The following is a 15485-nucleotide window of genomic DNA, read 5'->3' on the forward strand; positions in this document are numbered from 1 at the left end:
TTTTTTCAAAGGGGGAAAAAGCAAAAAAGACCGCGGCTCGTGCCGCGGGCTTATCGGAAGCGCAAACTTCGTTACTTGCTCTGCATCATCTGATCGCGCGCGGCCTTGAAGGCGTTGCCGGCGTACCAATTCGGCCACTTGTCCGAGCCCGCCAGTTCGCGGCCCACTTCGTACACGGCGGCCAAATCGTCCATCGTGCCGTCGAGCTTCCACGTCGCCGCATCGTATTCGTCGGCCGGCTTGTGGTAACGGTTGTCGCCGTAGTCCTTGCCCGCGGCCTCACCCGCCGCAACGCCGCCTTCGACCAGGTCGTTGCCGCCGTCGACGTACAGCGCCGGCACGCCGGCCTTGGCGAAATTGAAGTGATCCGAGCGGAAGAAGCCGCCGGCCTCCGGATGCGCTTCCGCATGCAGCTTGCGCCCCTGTTTGTCGGCGATCGGTTTGAGCACGTCCTCCAATTCCGAACTGCCGAAACCGACCACCGTAATGTCGCGGGTCTTGCCGGCCACCGACATCGCGTCGATGTTGACCACCGCCACGGTCTTGGCGAGCGGAATCGCCGGGTGGGCGACGTAGTACTTGGAGCCCAGCAAACCCGATTCCTCCAGCGTCACGGCCAGGAACACCACCGAACGCCGCGGCTTGGGTTGCTGCGCGGCGAAGGCGCCGGCGACTTCGATGATGCCGGCCACGCCGGTCGCGTTGTCGATCGCGCCGTTATAGATGTTGTCGCCGGACTCTTCCGGATGCTTACCCAGATGGTCCCAGTGTGCCATGTAGACGATCGCTTCGTCCGGATGCTCGCTGCCCGGCAGCACGCCGATCACGTTGCGCGACTGCTTCTCGGCGACCTTGCTCTTCAAGTCCAGCGACAGCGTCGCCTTGAGCGGTTTGGCCTTGAAACCGCGCTTATTCGCGGCCTTGTATTCGGCGGCCAGATCCAAGCCAGCGTCGGCGAACAGCTTCTTGGCGACATCGGCGGTGATCCAGCCTTGCGCCGGCAAGCGCGGCGCGGGGTCGTCCGCCGCGCGCAGGTCGAATTGCGCGCCCGACCAGGAACCTCGCACCACCTCCCAGCCGTACGAAGCACCTTCGGTATCGTGGACGATGATTGCCGCTGCGGCGCCTTGCCGCGCGGCTTCCTCGAACTTGTAGGTCCAGCGCCCGTAGTAGGTCATGCGCTTGCCTTCGAACAAGGACTCGTCCTTGCTGTGGAAGCCGGGATCGTTGACGAACATCACCACCGTCTTGCCTTTCACGTCGACGCCAGCGTAGTCGTTCCACCTCTGCTCCGGCGCGTTGACGCCGTAGCCGACGAAGACCAGGTCGCTGCCGTCGATCTTCACTTCGTTCTTGCCGGTGCGCGTGCCCATCACCATGTCGGTGCCGAATTTCAGGTCGTAGAGCTTGCCGTTGGCGTCGATCTTCAACGTGGTCGATTCGTCGGCGGTGGTCTCGGTCATCGGCACGGTCTGGAAATAGCTGTCGCCGTTGCCCGGCTTCAGGCCGATGCGTTCGAACTGCGCCTTGATGTAATCGACGGTCTTGTCCTCGCCCGGGCTACCGGGGCCGCGGCCTTCGAACGCGTCCGAAGACAGGGTCTTCACCAGCTCGGCGAAATCTTCGGCGCGAATCGTGGGGTCGAAGGCATGGGTCGGCGCGGCCGGCGCGGCCGCCTGCGGCGCGGCGGGCTCGGCCGCAGGAGGAGCTTCGCGCTGGCAGGCCGCCAGCGTCGCGAGCGCGATCGCGCTCAACAGCAAAGGGCGCAGCATCGGGAATCCTCATGGGAACGGAATGCCGATTCTACGTCCCACGGCGGGCGGCGAAAGGTGCCATTGGCGACCTTCCGTCTTGGGAGCGGCTTTTTGTAGGGGCGGCTTTAGCCGCGAGCTTTCCCAGCCGCTCTGATCCGACAAGAGCTCGCGGCTAAAGCCGCTCCTACAAAAAGCCGCTTTTACGAAGAGCGAAGGCCGAGCCTCATTCTTCGGGCGCGCGTTCGCCTTCGTACGGCACGGCCGTGGCGCCGGTCACCGGGCCGATTTTCGCGGTCTTGTGCACGTACAGCTTGACCTCGCGCTCGAACACCAGCGATCCGTCGACCACGGCATCCGGCCCGATGATGATGCGCGGCGGTCGGCGCTTGCCGAAGCTGATCGGCATCCAGCTGCTGGTCGGCTTTTCGACCTTGATGCCGCCGCGCACATGCGAACCGACGCCGACGGTGATGTCGCCGTTCACGGTTTCGATGTCCTTGCCCAGATCGGTATCGACCAGGCCGATCGAACCATTGACGGTGCTGATGCCGCCCGTGACGCGGCCGCCGCGATCCACGAATATTTCGCCGTTGACCGTTTCGATGTGGCCGTCGACCTGAATGCCATGCTCCGCCCGGATGCCGCCGTTGACGGTGCCCAGGTCGCGGGTTTGCGCGCGCTCGGCGACTTTAATGCTGCCGTTGACCGTCTGCGCGCTCTCGACGCGGGCGCCGGCTTCGATGCGGATGCTGCCGTTGACCGTTTCCAGGTCGCCGTAGGCCTGGCCGGCATTGGCGGTGATGCTGCCGTTCACCTTGTTGACGTCCTCCTGGGCGGCGGCCGGACCGGCGCCGGCGATGCCCAGGGCGGCGGCGAGCGCGAAAGCGAGAGGAAGGCGCGGCATGGGGTCTCCTGAAAGGCCGGCGAACCGGCATCTGATGCGTCGGCCGGAAGCTTAGGCCGCTTCGTTACAATCCTCGACTGTCGTTAGTCACTGGGACTGTCGTCTTGCCGCAGCCGACGTTTAAACCAAATGCCGCCCCGCCCAAACCGGTGGTCCTGCTGATCCTGGACGGCTGGGGCCACCGCGACGATCCGGCCGACAATGCCCTGGCCCAGGCCGAGCTGCCGAACTGGCGGCGGTTGTGGTCTGGTTCGCCGCACACGCTGATCCATACCGAAGGCCGCCACGTCGGCCTGCCGGACGGGCAGATGGGCAACTCCGAGGTCGGGCACATGAACCTCGGCGCCGGCCGCATCGTCTACCAGGACCTGACTCGCGTCGACGCGGCGATCGAAGATGGCAGTTTTTTCGCCAATGCCGAACTGCGCGCGGCATGTGCCGACGCCAAATCTTCCGGCGGCACGCTGCACGTGATGGGCCTGCTCTCGCCCGGTGGCGTGCATAGCCATGAGACGCACATCTTCGCCATGCTCGACCTGGCCAAGCGCGAAGGCGTCCCGCGCGTGGCCGTGCATGCCTTTCTCGACGGCCGCGACACGCCGCCGCGCTCGGCCGAAGCCAGCCTGCGCGCGCTGCAGGCGCAATGCGAAAGGCTCGGCAACGCGCGCATCGCCACCGTCAGCGGCCGTTATTACGCGATGGATCGCGACAAGCGCTGGGACCGGCTGCGCAAGGCCTGGGATGCGATCGTCGAAGCGCAGGCCGAGCACCGCGCCGCCGGCGCGCTGTCCGCATTGCAGGCGGCGTATGCGCGCGGCGAAAACGACGAATTCGTATTGCCCACCGTGATCGAAGGCGCGCAGCCGATGCGCGACGGAGACGCGGTGGTGTTCATGAATTTCCGCGCCGACCGCGCGCGCCAGCTGGCTGCCGCCTTCGTCGATCCGGGTTTCTCGGGATTCGAAACGCGCCGCCCCAAGCTGTCGCGCTTCGTCTGCCTGACCGAGTACGACGCCAGGCTGCCGGCGCCGGTGGCGTTCGCGCCGGACGACCTGGCGCATACCTTGGGCGAAATCGTGTCCGCGCAGGGCCTGAAGCAATTGCGCATCGCCGAGACCGAGAAGTACGCGCACGTCACTTTCTTCTTCAGCGGCGGCCGCGAGGACATGTATCCGGGCGAGGAACGCATCCTCGTCCCCAGCCCGAAGGTCGCCACTTACGACCTGCAGCCGGAAATGAGCTGTCCGGAACTGACCGCGAAACTGGTCGAGGCGATCGCTTCGGGCAGGTTCGACGTGATCGTCTGCAACATCGCCAATCCGGACATGGTCGGCCACAGCGGCGACCTGCAGGCGGCGATCGAGGCGGCGCAGGCGGTGGATGTCGCGCTCGGCGCGATCGACAACGCGGTGCGCGCCGCGCACGGCGCGCTGCTGATCACCGCCGACCACGGCAACCTGGAGATGATGCGCGATCCGGTCACCGGTCAGCCGCACACCGCGCACACGGTCGGCCCGGTGCCGTTCGTTTACGTCGGCGACCGCGATGCGTCGCTGCGCGACGGCGGCGCCTTGCGCGACGTGGCCCCGACCGTGCTCGACCTGCTCGGCCTGCCGGCGCCCGCCGAAATGACCGGGCGCAGCCTGTTCGCCGGATGATGCCCGCGCGCGCGCGCCTGCTGCTGCTCGCCGCGCTGCTGGCGGCCGGCGCGGCGCCGGCCCAGAGCAGCCGCGAGACCGAGCGCAAGCTCGAGCGCGCGCGCAGCGAGCTCAAGAGCATCGCCTCGGAACGGCGCAAGCTGGAAGGGCAGCGCGGCGCCGCCTCGCGCGAGCTGCGCCAGGCCGACGAACAGGTCGGCCAGTCCAGCCGCACGCTGCGCGAAACCGAATCCGCGCTGGCGCGGCAGGCCGCCGCGTTGGCGGAACTGCAGCAGCGCCGCGACGTGCTGCACGGCAGCCTCAATGCGCAGCGCGAGGAGCTCACGCGCCTGCTGCGCGCGGCCTACAAGCTCGGCGGCGATGCGCCGCTGAAGGTGCTGCTGGCGCAGGACCGCGTCGCCGATGCCAGCCGCGATCTGGCGTACCACCGTTATCTGCAACGCGACCGCGCGCAACGCGTCGCTGCGCTGACCGCGGACCTGCGCGAGCTGGACGACCTGGAACGCGACATCGTGCAGAAGCGCGAACAGCTCGACGACACCCGCGAGAACAAGCGCAAGGAACTGGCGGCCCTGGAAAAACAGCGCCGCGAGCGCGCCGCGTTGATCGCCCAGCTCGACCAGCGCTACAAGGACCGCAACGCCAAGGAAAAAGCGCTCGGCCGCGACGTGAAGGCGCTGGAACGCCTGCTGGCGCAATTGCGCGCCGCGGCCGCGCGCGCGGCCAAGGAGCGCGAGGCCGCGGCGGAACGTGCGGCCAGCCGCAGCCCGTCGTCGTCCGGCGCGAAACGGGCGCCGGTGCGCGTCGCGGCGACGGCGCCGATCAATGTGGGCGGCCTGGGCTGGCCCGCCTCCGGCGCGCTGTTGGCCGGTTACGGCGGCACCATGCCCGACGGCCGCAGAAGCGAAGGCGTGCTGATCGGCGCATCGGCCGGCAGCCCCGTGCGCGCCGTCGCCGACGGCACGGTCGTGTACGCGGAATGGATGACCGGCTACGGCCTGCTGCTGATCGTCGACCACGGCAATGGCTACATGAGCCTGTACGCGCACAACGACGCGCTGCTCAAGGACGCCGGCGACGCGGTCAAGCGCGGCGACGCGCTCGGCAGCGTAGGCAATTCCGGTGGCCAGGGCCGTCCGTCGCTGTATTTCGAGCTGCGCCGCAACGGCCAGCCGGTCAACCCCGACGTCTGGCTGCAGAAACGCTGAACCCACAGGGCAGGACGCATAATCGGCCCGAACCCGCGTCCCCGGGCGCGGTCCAAATCCCGAACCGCCGCCGAATCTGGAGTTGCCGCATGCGTTTTCGTCCTATGCCCGCCGCCGCGCTCGGCCTGCTGCTATGGCCCGCCTTCGCCTTGCACGCGCAGGAGCAGGCCCAGCAGGACGAAGCCGAGCAGCAAACGCTGGAGATCGCCGCCAGCGACGACCCCGATGCCGTGGAAACCGCCACGTCGAAAGTGCCGCTCGACGAGATCCGCCGTTACGTGGCGGTCTACAACGCGGTCAAGCAGGCCTATGTGGATCCGGTCGACGACAGCAAGCTGATGCATTCGGCGGTGCGCGGCCTGCTCAACGACCTGGATCCGCACAGCGTCTATTTCGACAAGGACGACGCCAAGGAATTCGACGAGGCCACCACCGGCGCCTACGACGGCATCGGCGTCGAGCTGCAGCAGCTGCCCGACAACACCTACCGCGTGGTGTCGCCGATCGACGACACTCCCGCCGCGCGCGCGGGACTCAAGTCCGGCGACCTGATCGTCGCCATCGACGGCAAGCCGATCGACGGCGACGGCGGCTCCACGCCGTTGCGCGGCAAGCCGGGCACGTCGGTGAAGCTGAAGATCGTGCGCGCCGGCGTCGCCAAGCCTTTCGACGTGACCGTGACGCGCGAGAAGATCCGCGTCGCCAGCGTGCGTTCGCGCATGCTCGAGCCCGGCTACGGCTATATCCGCGTCAGCACGTTCCAGGCCGACACCGCCGCCGATTTCGTGCGCCAGCTCGACAAGCTCAACCTCGACGCGGGCGGCAAGCTGCGCGGGCTGGTGCTCGACCTGCGCAGCAACCCGGGCGGCTTGCTGACCGCGGCGGTGCAGATCGCCGACGAACTGCTCGACAGCGGCAAGATCGTCAGCACCCGCGGCCGCATCGCGATCAGCGACGCCGAATTTTCCGCTACGCCGGGCGATCGTTTGAAAGGCGCGCCTGCGGTCGTGCTGGTCGACGCAGGCTCGGCCAGCGCCTCGGAAGTGCTGGCCGGCGCGCTGCGCGACAACCACCGCGCGCGCGTGGTCGGCAGCCGCACCTTCGGCAAGGGCTCGGTGCAGACCGTGCTGCCGCTGGACAACGGCGATTCGGTCAAGCTCACCACCGCGCGTTACTACACGCCCAGCGGCAAATCGATCCAGGGCGTGGGCATCGCGCCGGAAGTGGTGCTGAAGCCGGAGAAGAAGCCCGGCGACAAGGCGGATGCGGACCTCAGCTATACCGAAGCCACTTTGCCCGGCCACCTGCGCGGCGACGACGAAGGCAAGGAAGGCTTCTCCGCCGGCGACGTGCTCGACGGCGATGCGCCGATCGCGTCGGCGCTGGCGGAGCTCAAGAAACCGGTCGCCAGCGCCACCTCGAAGCCGGCCGGGAAAGGTTGATCGTAGGCTGGGTTGGCTTCACCAACCCAGCTTGACGAGTCATCGGCACGGCAGAGCTGGGTTGGTGAGGGTAACCCAACCTATTTCGCTAGCCTTCAGGCCGAAAAATCGAGGCAGGGGCTTGACAATTGGGGATATATCACCATAATCGGGTGACATAACCTCACCAGGTGAGTCCTATGGGCCTCAGCGCCAGGCAACTTCCCGACACCTTGCCCGACTTGGGCGACGAAGCCGTGCGCCACGACCTGGCCCGCGTGGTCGCCGCCCTGCTCGAGAAGTGGGCTCTGCCCACCGAGGCCCAGCTCGCCCTGCTGGGCATGAGCCCGGAAAGCCGCAAGGTGCTGCCGCAGTTCCGCCGCGGCGAGCGCGCGCTGCCCAACACGCGCGACACGCTCGACCGCGCCGGCTATCTGCTCGGCATCCACAAGGCCCTGCGTCTGCTGTTCCCGGAAGACGAAGCCTTGCGCTACGGCTGGGTGCGCCGCCGCAATCGCATGTTGGACGGCAAGGAACCGTTGCAGGTGATGCTGGACGAAGGCCTGGTCGGCCTGGCCCGCATCGCCCGCTTCGCCGATTTCCAGCGCGGTCAATAAGCGGTGTCGTTGTACGACACGCTGACCGATTTCGACGGCAGCGTCTATCGCAACATCGTCTCGCTGCGCAGCACCGAGCATCTGTTCGACGATCTGGTTCCGGACGCGGCCGGACAGAACGCCGCCATCGCCGCGGACATGCGGATGAAACCCGGCACGCCGGGCGTGATCGACCGCGGCTTCGAATATTCGCAGGCCATCGCTTACCCGTTCGCGAGCGACAAGACCGTCGCGAGCCGCTATGGCGACGGCAGTTTGCGCGTCTGGTACGGCGCGTTGGAGGAAGACACTTCGATCGCGGAAACTTGCTGGCATTCGCTGCAGCAGCTGCGCGCCATCGAAGGCATCGACCGCCCGGTCGTGCGCTACCGCGCCATGTACCGCGTCCGTGCGCGCGGCTTGTTCCTGGAACTGCGCGGCAAGCAGCACGAGCATCCGGAGCTGCTGGACGAGGACTACGCCGCGACGCAAGGCATCGCCAAGCATGCGGCCGGACAGGGTCTGCAAGGCTTGCTGTATCCGGCCGCGCGCTGGCCGGACGGCAGTTGCCTGGCCGCGTTCCGGGCGGAGCCGTTATCGGATCCGCAACTGATCTACTACCTCACTTACCGCATCGATGCCGTCGCCGATACGGTGACGATCGAGCGCAAGCCGGGCGTGGTGGATCGCGTGTTGCGCGCTGCCCAGATGCGCCGCAACCGCTGAAACGGCGTCTCGTATCCGCTCAATGTCCGACGTGCGATCCGAAGCCGCGCGTTTGCCCGCGTACTTCGCCGCCCGGGAACGTGGTGGAATGCACGTTGACATAGGCTACGCCCGCGCGCATCGCGGCGATCAATTCGGCGAATTCTCCTGCGGCGATGCCTTGTCCGCCGGGGCCGACTACATTCGCCGATTGCAGCACGCCGCTGACCTGGCCCGACTGCGGGCAGATCGGCGCCAGTCCGGTCGGATCGGGATTGGCGGAGGTCTGGCACAGGAACACGCTGACGCCGCCGTTGACGCCGCGCTGGCCGAAATGGATGTGCGCTTGGCGCACTTCGCCCTGCAAACCGTCGTACGACAGTTCGTAAGCGATAGTGCCGGCACGGTCGTTGATGAAGGCGCGGAACCGGCCCTGTGCCGTCGAGGACACCGACGGCACTTCTTCGAAACCGCGCAGCGGGATGATGACGACTTCGGCGCAGGCCAACACGGGCACGGCGCACAGCGCCGCGCCCAGCAGGGCGCGCGACCAGATAGGGGTACGTTTCATGGCATCTGCCTCGGGGGAAGGCGGTGGGCCGGAAAGCGAAACCGGCGCCGGAACGCTAAGTCGCGTGGCGTTTCAGATCGGTGAAAGAAAGCTCGTGACGTCGTGTCGTCCGACGAGTGGTAGTGATGACAGGCGTGATCGTCGCGCAGACCTATTCAGCGTGCGGCCCATAGCCCTCTCCCGCTTGCGGGAGAGGGTTGGGAGAGGGCGCGCGCCAATGCCAGATAGCGGCGGGCACCGCATTCAGGCCGTTTTTTTCGACACGCTTCTACTGTTTGACGCGATCTGAAAATTCGCGCGCCATCACCCCAGCCCCGCTCCGCGCCCCGGCCCGCGCTTCCGCGCGGGCGCTCAGCTGCACGCGCGGCGGTGCCGCGCAAGCGTGTGCAGCGTCGCCCCGCAAGCGGGAGAGGGAGCTTTCATCGCGGCTTGGCCGGCAACGGAAACGGCGTGACGACCTTCTCGCCCGTCTCCGCATCGCGGATCACCGCCTGCCCTTTCTTCTCGACTTCCTCGATGCGGATGATGCTTTGCATCGGCAGGTGCAACACGCGCGTGCCGCCGAACTCGTCGCGCAGGCGTTCCTCGGTGGGATCCACGACCAGGCCTTCGTGCACGTCGAACACGAGATCCGCGATTTCGGTGAAGCCCCACAACGCGCCGCTGGCGACCTTGCGCGCGTACAGCTCGTACACCTTGCCGTGGTTGTGGAACGTGACTTTGTAGAGCGCCTTCGCCATGCCGGAATTATAGGCGCGTCAGTAGCCCTGCCGCTGGCGCATGCGCCGCGCGATCGAAGCGCGCATCACCAGCGCGAAGGCGCCGCCGAATGCGAAGCCGGCCAGGTGCGCGGTCCACGCCACCGCGCCGTAGGCCGGGCCGATGTAGGTGAACACGATCTGCAGCACCACCCAAATGCCGATCAGCAGCGACGCCGGCGCGCGCACGAATTCCAGGAACAGACCCAGCGGCAGCACCACGCCGAGCTTGGCGCGCGGAAACAGCGCCAGATAGGCGCCGATCACCGCCGAGACCGCGCCGCTGGCGCCGATGATCACCCGGTCCGGCGCGCTGATCGTGAACATCGCCGCGAAGTTCGCCGCCGCGCCGCCCAGCAGGAACAACGCCAGGAACCGCCATGAGCCCATCGCCCGCTCGGCGGGCAGGCCGAAGATCAGCAGGAATACCAGATTGCCCAACAGGTGCGCCCAATCCGCATGCAGGAACAGCGCGGTCAGCAGGCGCAGGCCGCGCTCGTGATCGAAAGCGCCGCGCCAACCGCCTGGCGCATCCAGGCCGCCCGACAGCACGCCCCAGTCGATCAGCAACGTCCGGTGGGCAGCGTCCGGTCGGGCGATCACCCACAGAAAGGCCGCCCACAGCGCCACCAGCAGCAGGGGCGTGGCCCAGCGGACGGCATTTCTTTGGCGGGAGGGAATGGTGACGAACATGCGGCGGAGATTATGGGCCGGACCCGTACTGAAGGCTGGAAGAAGGATAGTGCGGTAGACGCCTGATTCCATACGGGTTTCCGCAGAATCGTATTGTTAGCATAAGGTTAAAAGACGAGGTATATTGCATACGGCGACGTACGTCGGGAGGGGAACCGGCGCGGCGAAGCAGGGAAGCATCCGCTTCCTGACCTGCGCGACGCAGGCAGCCTTTTTTTATTTGCCCCGGAGAGAACGTACATGCAAAACCAGAATTTCGCGCGCGTCACCGCGCTCGCACTCGGCATCGCCGGCGTGCTGGCGTTCGGTCAAGCCCAGGCTTCGGGCTTCCAGATCAAGGAAAACAGCACCAAGGCGCTGGGCCGCGCATTCGCCGGTTCGGGCGCCGCCAGCGGCGACGCTTCGGTGGTCTCCAACAACCCCGCTGCGATGTCCACCTTCAAGCAGAGCACCGTGCAGGCCGACGTCGCAGTGATCGACCTGACCGCCGACTTCACCGGCAGCGGCCGCACCGCCTTCGGCACGCCGATCAGCGGCGGCGACGGCGGCGATCCGGGCGATGCCACCGCAGTGCCGTCGATTTCCGCGATCTTCCCGGTCGGCGACACCGGCATGACGCTGGGCGCCCAAGTCAGCGCACCGTTCGGCCTGAAGACCGAGTACGAGCGCAACTGGGTCGGCCGCTACAACGCCGTCGAATCCGACGTGAAGACCGTCGACGTGACCCTGGCCGCTTCGTTCGACTTCGGCTCGGAAGTTTCGTTCGGCGTAGGCCTGATCTACCAGCGCGCCGAAGCCACGTTGTCCAACGCGGTCGACTTCGGCACCCTGCTGGCCGCGGGGGGCGTGCCCGGCTTCGCGCCGCAGAACGCCGACGGCTTCGCCGAAGTGAAGGGCGACGACACCGGCATCGGCTGGACCATGGGCATGCACATCCATCCGAACGAGCGCACCTCGATCGGCTTCACCCACCGTTCCGAGATCGACCACGATCTGGAAGGCAACGCCAACTTCACCGTGCCGTCCAACGCCGCAACCGTCCTCGCGTTCGCCGCTCCGGGCCAGTTCATCGATACCAGCGCGCTGGCCGCGCTGACCACGCCTGCAGTCGACACGATCAGCGTGTCCTACGGCCTGACCGACAACTTCACCCTGATGGCCGACTTCTCGCGCACCCAGTGGAGCTCGATGAAGAACGTCACCATCCAGTTCGGGTCGAACCAGGCCGATTCGGTCGAAGATTTCGACTGGAAGGACACCGGTTTCTGGTCGCTGGGCGCCGAATGGGACCTGAGCGAAGCCTTTACCCTGCGCGCCGGCTACGCGGAAGACCAGTCGCCGACCAAGATCGAAACCCGCACCCCGCGCCTGCCCGATGCGGACCGCCAGTGGGCCTCGATCGGCCTGTCCTGGAAGGTCAGCGATGCGTTCGAGGTCGATGCCGCCTACACCCGCATCTTCGTCGACGATCCGAAGATCGAAAACATCTTGTCGAGCAGCAGCAGCACGCTGACCGGCTCTTACGATGCGGACGTGAACATCTTCGGCGTTTCGGCGCAGTACAAGTTCTGATCCGGCGCGACACGCAACAAGAAAAAGCCCCGCTTCGGCGGGGCTTTTTTTCGCCGTTACGGCGCGTACCGGCGCAACGACACGCGGTCGCGGCCGCTGGTGCCGTGGCGGTCGTTGGCCGGTTTGAAGCGGTCCAGGTCCAGCGCGATCACGGCGATAGGGGATCGCCCGGCAGGCGATCGATCCGCGATTGCAATTCCACTTCCAGGCCGCGCCGGTTCAGCAGGCCCATCGACGAGACTTGTTTCGCTGGGGCTTTCGCATGGGTGGATTCTCTCCCCGGATCGAGTCCGGGGAGGGGCGACGGGAAAGCGGACTTACTCGCCCAACGTCAGCAGCGAGGCATTACCGCCGGCCGCAGTGGTATTCACCGTCAGCGTCTTCTCGGTGGCGAAGCGCGGCAGGTAATGCGGGCCGCCGGCCTTGGGGCCGGTGCCGGACAGGTTCTGGCCGCCGAACGGTTGCACGCCGACCACCGCGCCGATCTGGTTGCGGTTGACGTAGATGTTGCCGACGTTGGCGCGCGCGGCGATGCGGTCGATGGTGTCGTCGATGCGCGAGTGGATGCCCAGCGTCAGGCCGTAGCCGGTGGCGTTGATCGCATCGACGACCCGATCCAGTTCTTCGGCCTTCCAGCGCAGCACGTGCAGCGCGGGGCCGAAGTTCTCGCGGGTGAGCTGCGACAGCGACTGCAATTCCCAAGCGCGCGGCGCGAAGAACGTGCCGTGCTCGGTGCCGGGCCCCAGCTTGGCTTCGGCGATCAGCTTGGCGCTGCCCTGCATCTTGCCGGCGTGCTCGTCGAGCAGGCATTTGGCGTCGTTGTCGATCACCGGGCCGACGTCGGTCGACAGCAGGCCCGGATCGCCCACCGTCAGTTCGGCCATCGCGCCGGCCAACATGCCGATCACCTTGTCGGCGATGTCGTCCTGCACGTACAGCACGCGCGCGGCCGAACAGCGTTGGCCGGCGGAAGTGAACGCGGACGACAGCGCATCCTTGACCAGTTGCTCGGGCAGCGCGGACGAATCGGCGATCAGCGCATTCTGGCCGCCGGTCTCGGCGATCAGTACGCCGATCGCGGCGTCGCGCGCGGCCAACGCCCGGTTGATGGCGCGCGCGGTGTCGGTGGAGCCGGTGAAAGCGACGCCGGCCACGCGCGGATCGCGGGTCAACGTCGCGCCGACGGTGGCGCCGTCGCCGGGCAGGAACTGCAATACGGCTTCGGGCACGCCGGCTTCGTGCAGCAATTTGACTGCGGCGTAGCCGATCAGGTTGGTCTGTTCGGCCGGCTTGGCCAGCACCGCGTTGCCAGCGGCGAGTGCGGCGGCGATCTGGCCGGTGAAGATGGCCAGCGGGAAATTCCACGGACTGATGCAGACGAACACGCCGCGGCCCTGCAGTTGCAACGTGTTGGATTCGCCGGTCGGACCGGGCAGCGGCTCCGGCGCGAACAGCTTGCGCGCCTGGCCGGCGTAATAGCGCAGGAAGTCGACCGCTTCGCGCACTTCGGCCACGCCGTCGGCGATGGTCTTGCCGGCTTCCTTGGTGCACAGCGCGATGTATTGCGGCATGCGCTGCTCGAGCAGGTCGGCGGCGTGCTCCAGGATGGTGGCGCGCGATGCGGCGGGCATGCGGTCCCAGGCCGGTTGCGCGGCGACGGCGTTCTGCAGCGCTTTCTCCACGGTGGCCGCATCGGCGGCCTGCCACTGGCCGACGGTCTGGCGGCGGTCGGCAGGATTGGTCACGGCGATATCCGGGCCGGCGGCTTTCGCGCCCGGCACCAGCGGTTCGGCGCGCCAGTTCGCGGTGGCGGCGTTGACCTGCTGCGCCAGTTCGCGCAGCTGGTCGTCGTTGGCAAGGTTGATGCCCATGGAATTGTCTCTCTCGAAGCCTTGCGACCGGTACAGATCGACCGGCAGCGGAATACGGGGATGCGGAATGGATTCGAACGCGGCGACGGTTTCCACCGGATCCCGGATCAGGTCGTCGATGGCCACGTCTTCGTCGGTGATGCGGTTGACGAAGCTGGAATTGGCGCCGTTTTCCAGCAGGCGCCGCACCAGGTAGGGCAGCAGGTCTTCGTGCGAACCCACCGGCGCGTAGACACGGCAGGGCACGTCGAGGCGATCCTTCGGAATCACTTCCGCATAGAGATCGTCGCCCATGCCATGCAGCTTCTGGAATTCGAACGGCGGTGCGCTTAAGCCCCTCTCCCGTTGGGAGAGGGGTTGGGGCGAGGGTTCGGAGTACGACGAGCGTTCCAGCTCGCGTCGCTCCGCCGTACCCTCATCCGCCCTTCGGGCACCTTCTCCCGAGGGGAGAAGGGAGAGCGAAAGGCGATGTATCGCCGCGATCGTATGCGCATTATGCGTAGCGAACATCGGATAGATCGCATCGCTCGCCTGCATCATTCGCCTGGCGCAGGCGAGATAAGACACGTCCGTATTCGGCTTGCGGGTGAACACCGGATAGCCGGGCTGCCCATCCACTTGAGCGCGCTTCACTTCCGAATCCCAGTACGCGCCTTTCACCAGCCGCACCGGAATGCGGCGTCCGGTCCTGCGCGCCAGGTCGGCCAGATAGTCGATCACGTACGGCGCGCGCTTCTGGTAGGCCTGCACCGCCAGGCCGTAGCCCTGCCAGCCGTCGAGCGATTTGTCGGCGTAGGCCGCGGAGATCACATCCAGCGACAGTTCCAGGCGATCGGATTCCTCGGCGTCGATGGTGAAACCGATGCCGTAGGACTTGGCGATCTGCGCCAGTTCCAGCACGCGCGACGTCAGTTCGGCCAATACGCGCTCGCGCTTGGCGTGTTCGTAGCGCGGATGCAGCGCGGACAGCTTCACCGAGATGCTGGGGGCGGCGAACACGTCGGCGAACGGGCCGCTCTTGCCTATGGCGTGGATCGCGAGCCGGTAAGCATCGAGATAGCGCAGCGCATCCTTCGTGGTCAGCGCGCCCTCGCCGAGCATGTCGAACGAGTAGCGGTAGTGGGCGTTGTCTCCCTTGCGCGACCGCGTCAGCGCCTCGTCGATCGTGCGCCCCATCACGAACTGGTGACCCATGATCCGCATGGCCTGGCGCACCGCCAGCCGGATCACCGGCTCGCCGACGCGGCCGACCAGGCGCTTGAAGGCGTTGTGCACGTCGCGTTTGGTGTCGTCGGCCAGGTCGACCAGGTGCCCGGTCAGCATCAGGCCCCAGGTGGAGGCGTTGACCAGCACCGAATCGGACTGGCCCATGTGCTTGCGCCAGTCGGCTTCGCCCAGCTTGTCGCGGATCAGGCGGTCGGAGGTGCCCTGGTCGGGGATGCGCAGCAGCGCCTCGGCCACGCACATCAGCAGCACGCCTTCCTCGCTGCCCAGGTCGTACTGGCGCATGAAAGCCTCGATCGCGCCCTGATCCTGCGCGCGGGCGCGGACGCGGCGCACCAGCTCCGCGGCGGTAGCCTGGATCGCGGCGCGGTCGGCATCGGGCTGCCGGGCCTGCGACAGCAGTTCGGCCACGTGCGCGGTTTCGTCGCGGCTCCAGGCCGCGGTGATGGCCGCACGCAGCGCAGAAGGCGGGGCGGGGAGTTCGGACGAGAGGATTTGGGTCACGATGGCATCGGCGGACGCAAGACCGCAGATTCTAGCGTTTGCGCGG

11 protein-coding genes and 1 pseudogene are annotated in these 15485 nt (G+C 67.1%); 6 read left to right on the forward strand and 6 right to left on the reverse strand.

Annotated features, from left to right (window positions below):
* Nucleotides 1-71 precede the first annotated feature (71 nt).
* Both M2650_RS14935 and M2650_RS14940 read right to left on the reverse strand, forming a co-directional pair.
* Entirely contained in the window at nt 72-1772 is a 1701-nt protein-coding gene (locus M2650_RS14935; protein ID WP_249475886.1) for a M28 family metallopeptidase, read from the reverse strand.
* Between the two features lie 205 nt (nt 1773-1977).
* Nucleotides 1978-2658, reverse strand: a complete 681-nt coding sequence (locus tag M2650_RS14940) for a DUF4097 family beta strand repeat-containing protein (protein ID WP_249475887.1) — start codon at nt 2656-2658, stop codon at nt 1978-1980.
* A gap of 149 nt (nt 2659-2807) precedes the next feature.
* On the opposite strand from M2650_RS14940, the gene gpmI reads away from it, so the two are divergent.
* The 5 genes and pseudogenes from gpmI to M2650_RS14965 all read left to right on the forward strand — a co-directional run bounded on the left by gpmI (nt 2808) and on the right by M2650_RS14965 (nt 8267).
* Complete coding sequence (gene gpmI, locus M2650_RS14945; protein ID WP_249475888.1) at nt 2808-4316, forward strand: 2,3-bisphosphoglycerate-independent phosphoglycerate mutase; 1509 nt, start codon at nt 2808-2810, stop codon at nt 4314-4316.
* Nucleotides 4313-5524 carry a murein hydrolase activator EnvC family protein gene (locus tag M2650_RS14950; RefSeq protein WP_425602555.1) on the forward strand — a complete coding sequence of 404 codons (1212 nt, stop codon included), beginning with the start codon at nt 4313-4315 and terminating at the stop codon, nt 5522-5524. The genes gpmI and M2650_RS14950 overlap by 4 nt, the downstream gene beginning before the upstream one ends.
* A gap of 89 nt (nt 5525-5613) precedes the next feature.
* Nucleotides 5614-6960, forward strand: a pseudogene (locus M2650_RS14955) (S41 family peptidase); the annotation flags it as partial.
* Between the two features lie 185 nt (nt 6961-7145).
* Nucleotides 7146-7562, forward strand: a complete 417-nt coding sequence (locus M2650_RS14960; protein WP_249475889.1) for an antitoxin Xre/MbcA/ParS toxin-binding domain-containing protein — start codon at nt 7146-7148, stop codon at nt 7560-7562.
* A 3-nt stretch (nt 7563-7565) separates the two neighbouring features.
* On the forward strand, nt 7566-8267 hold the full coding sequence (locus M2650_RS14965; protein ID WP_249475890.1) for an RES family NAD+ phosphorylase: 702 nt from the start codon (nt 7566-7568) through the stop codon (nt 8265-8267).
* A 19-nt stretch (nt 8268-8286) separates the two neighbouring features.
* On the opposite strand, the gene M2650_RS14970 is transcribed toward M2650_RS14965, so the two are convergent.
* From M2650_RS14970 to M2650_RS14980, 3 genes are all read right to left on the reverse strand, one after another.
* Entirely contained in the window at nt 8287-8817 is a 531-nt protein-coding gene (locus M2650_RS14970) for a CHRD domain-containing protein (RefSeq protein WP_249475891.1), read from the reverse strand.
* Between the two features lie 419 nt (nt 8818-9236).
* The gene (locus tag M2650_RS14975) at nt 9237-9557 is read right to left on the reverse strand and encodes a DUF1820 family protein (protein ID WP_249475892.1); all 321 of its coding nucleotides are present in this window, start codon (nt 9555-9557) and stop codon (nt 9237-9239) included.
* A gap of 18 nt (nt 9558-9575) precedes the next feature.
* Nucleotides 9576-10268 (reverse strand): rhomboid family intramembrane serine protease, encoded by a 693-nt coding sequence (locus M2650_RS14980; RefSeq protein ID WP_249475893.1) that lies wholly within the window; start codon nt 10266-10268, stop codon nt 9576-9578.
* A 240-nt stretch (nt 10269-10508) separates the two neighbouring features.
* Here M2650_RS14980 and M2650_RS14985 point away from each other — a divergent pair, with 240 nt between their 5' ends.
* Complete coding sequence (locus tag M2650_RS14985) at nt 10509-11840, forward strand: OmpP1/FadL family transporter (protein ID WP_249475894.1); 1332 nt, start codon at nt 10509-10511, stop codon at nt 11838-11840.
* Nucleotides 11841-12157: 317 nt separating this feature from the next.
* Here M2650_RS14985 and putA read toward each other — a convergent pair whose 3' ends face one another.
* Nucleotides 12158-15469 carry a bifunctional proline dehydrogenase/L-glutamate gamma-semialdehyde dehydrogenase PutA gene (gene putA, locus M2650_RS14990; protein WP_249475910.1) on the reverse strand — a complete coding sequence of 1104 codons (3312 nt, stop codon included), beginning with the start codon at nt 15467-15469 and terminating at the stop codon, nt 12158-12160.
* Nucleotides 15470-15485: the final 16 nt, after the last annotated feature.

The sequence above is a fragment of the Luteimonas galliterrae genome, from assembly GCF_023374055.1.
In the GTDB taxonomy this organism is placed as follows: Bacteria; Pseudomonadota; Gammaproteobacteria; order Xanthomonadales; family Xanthomonadaceae; genus Luteimonas_C; species Luteimonas_C galliterrae.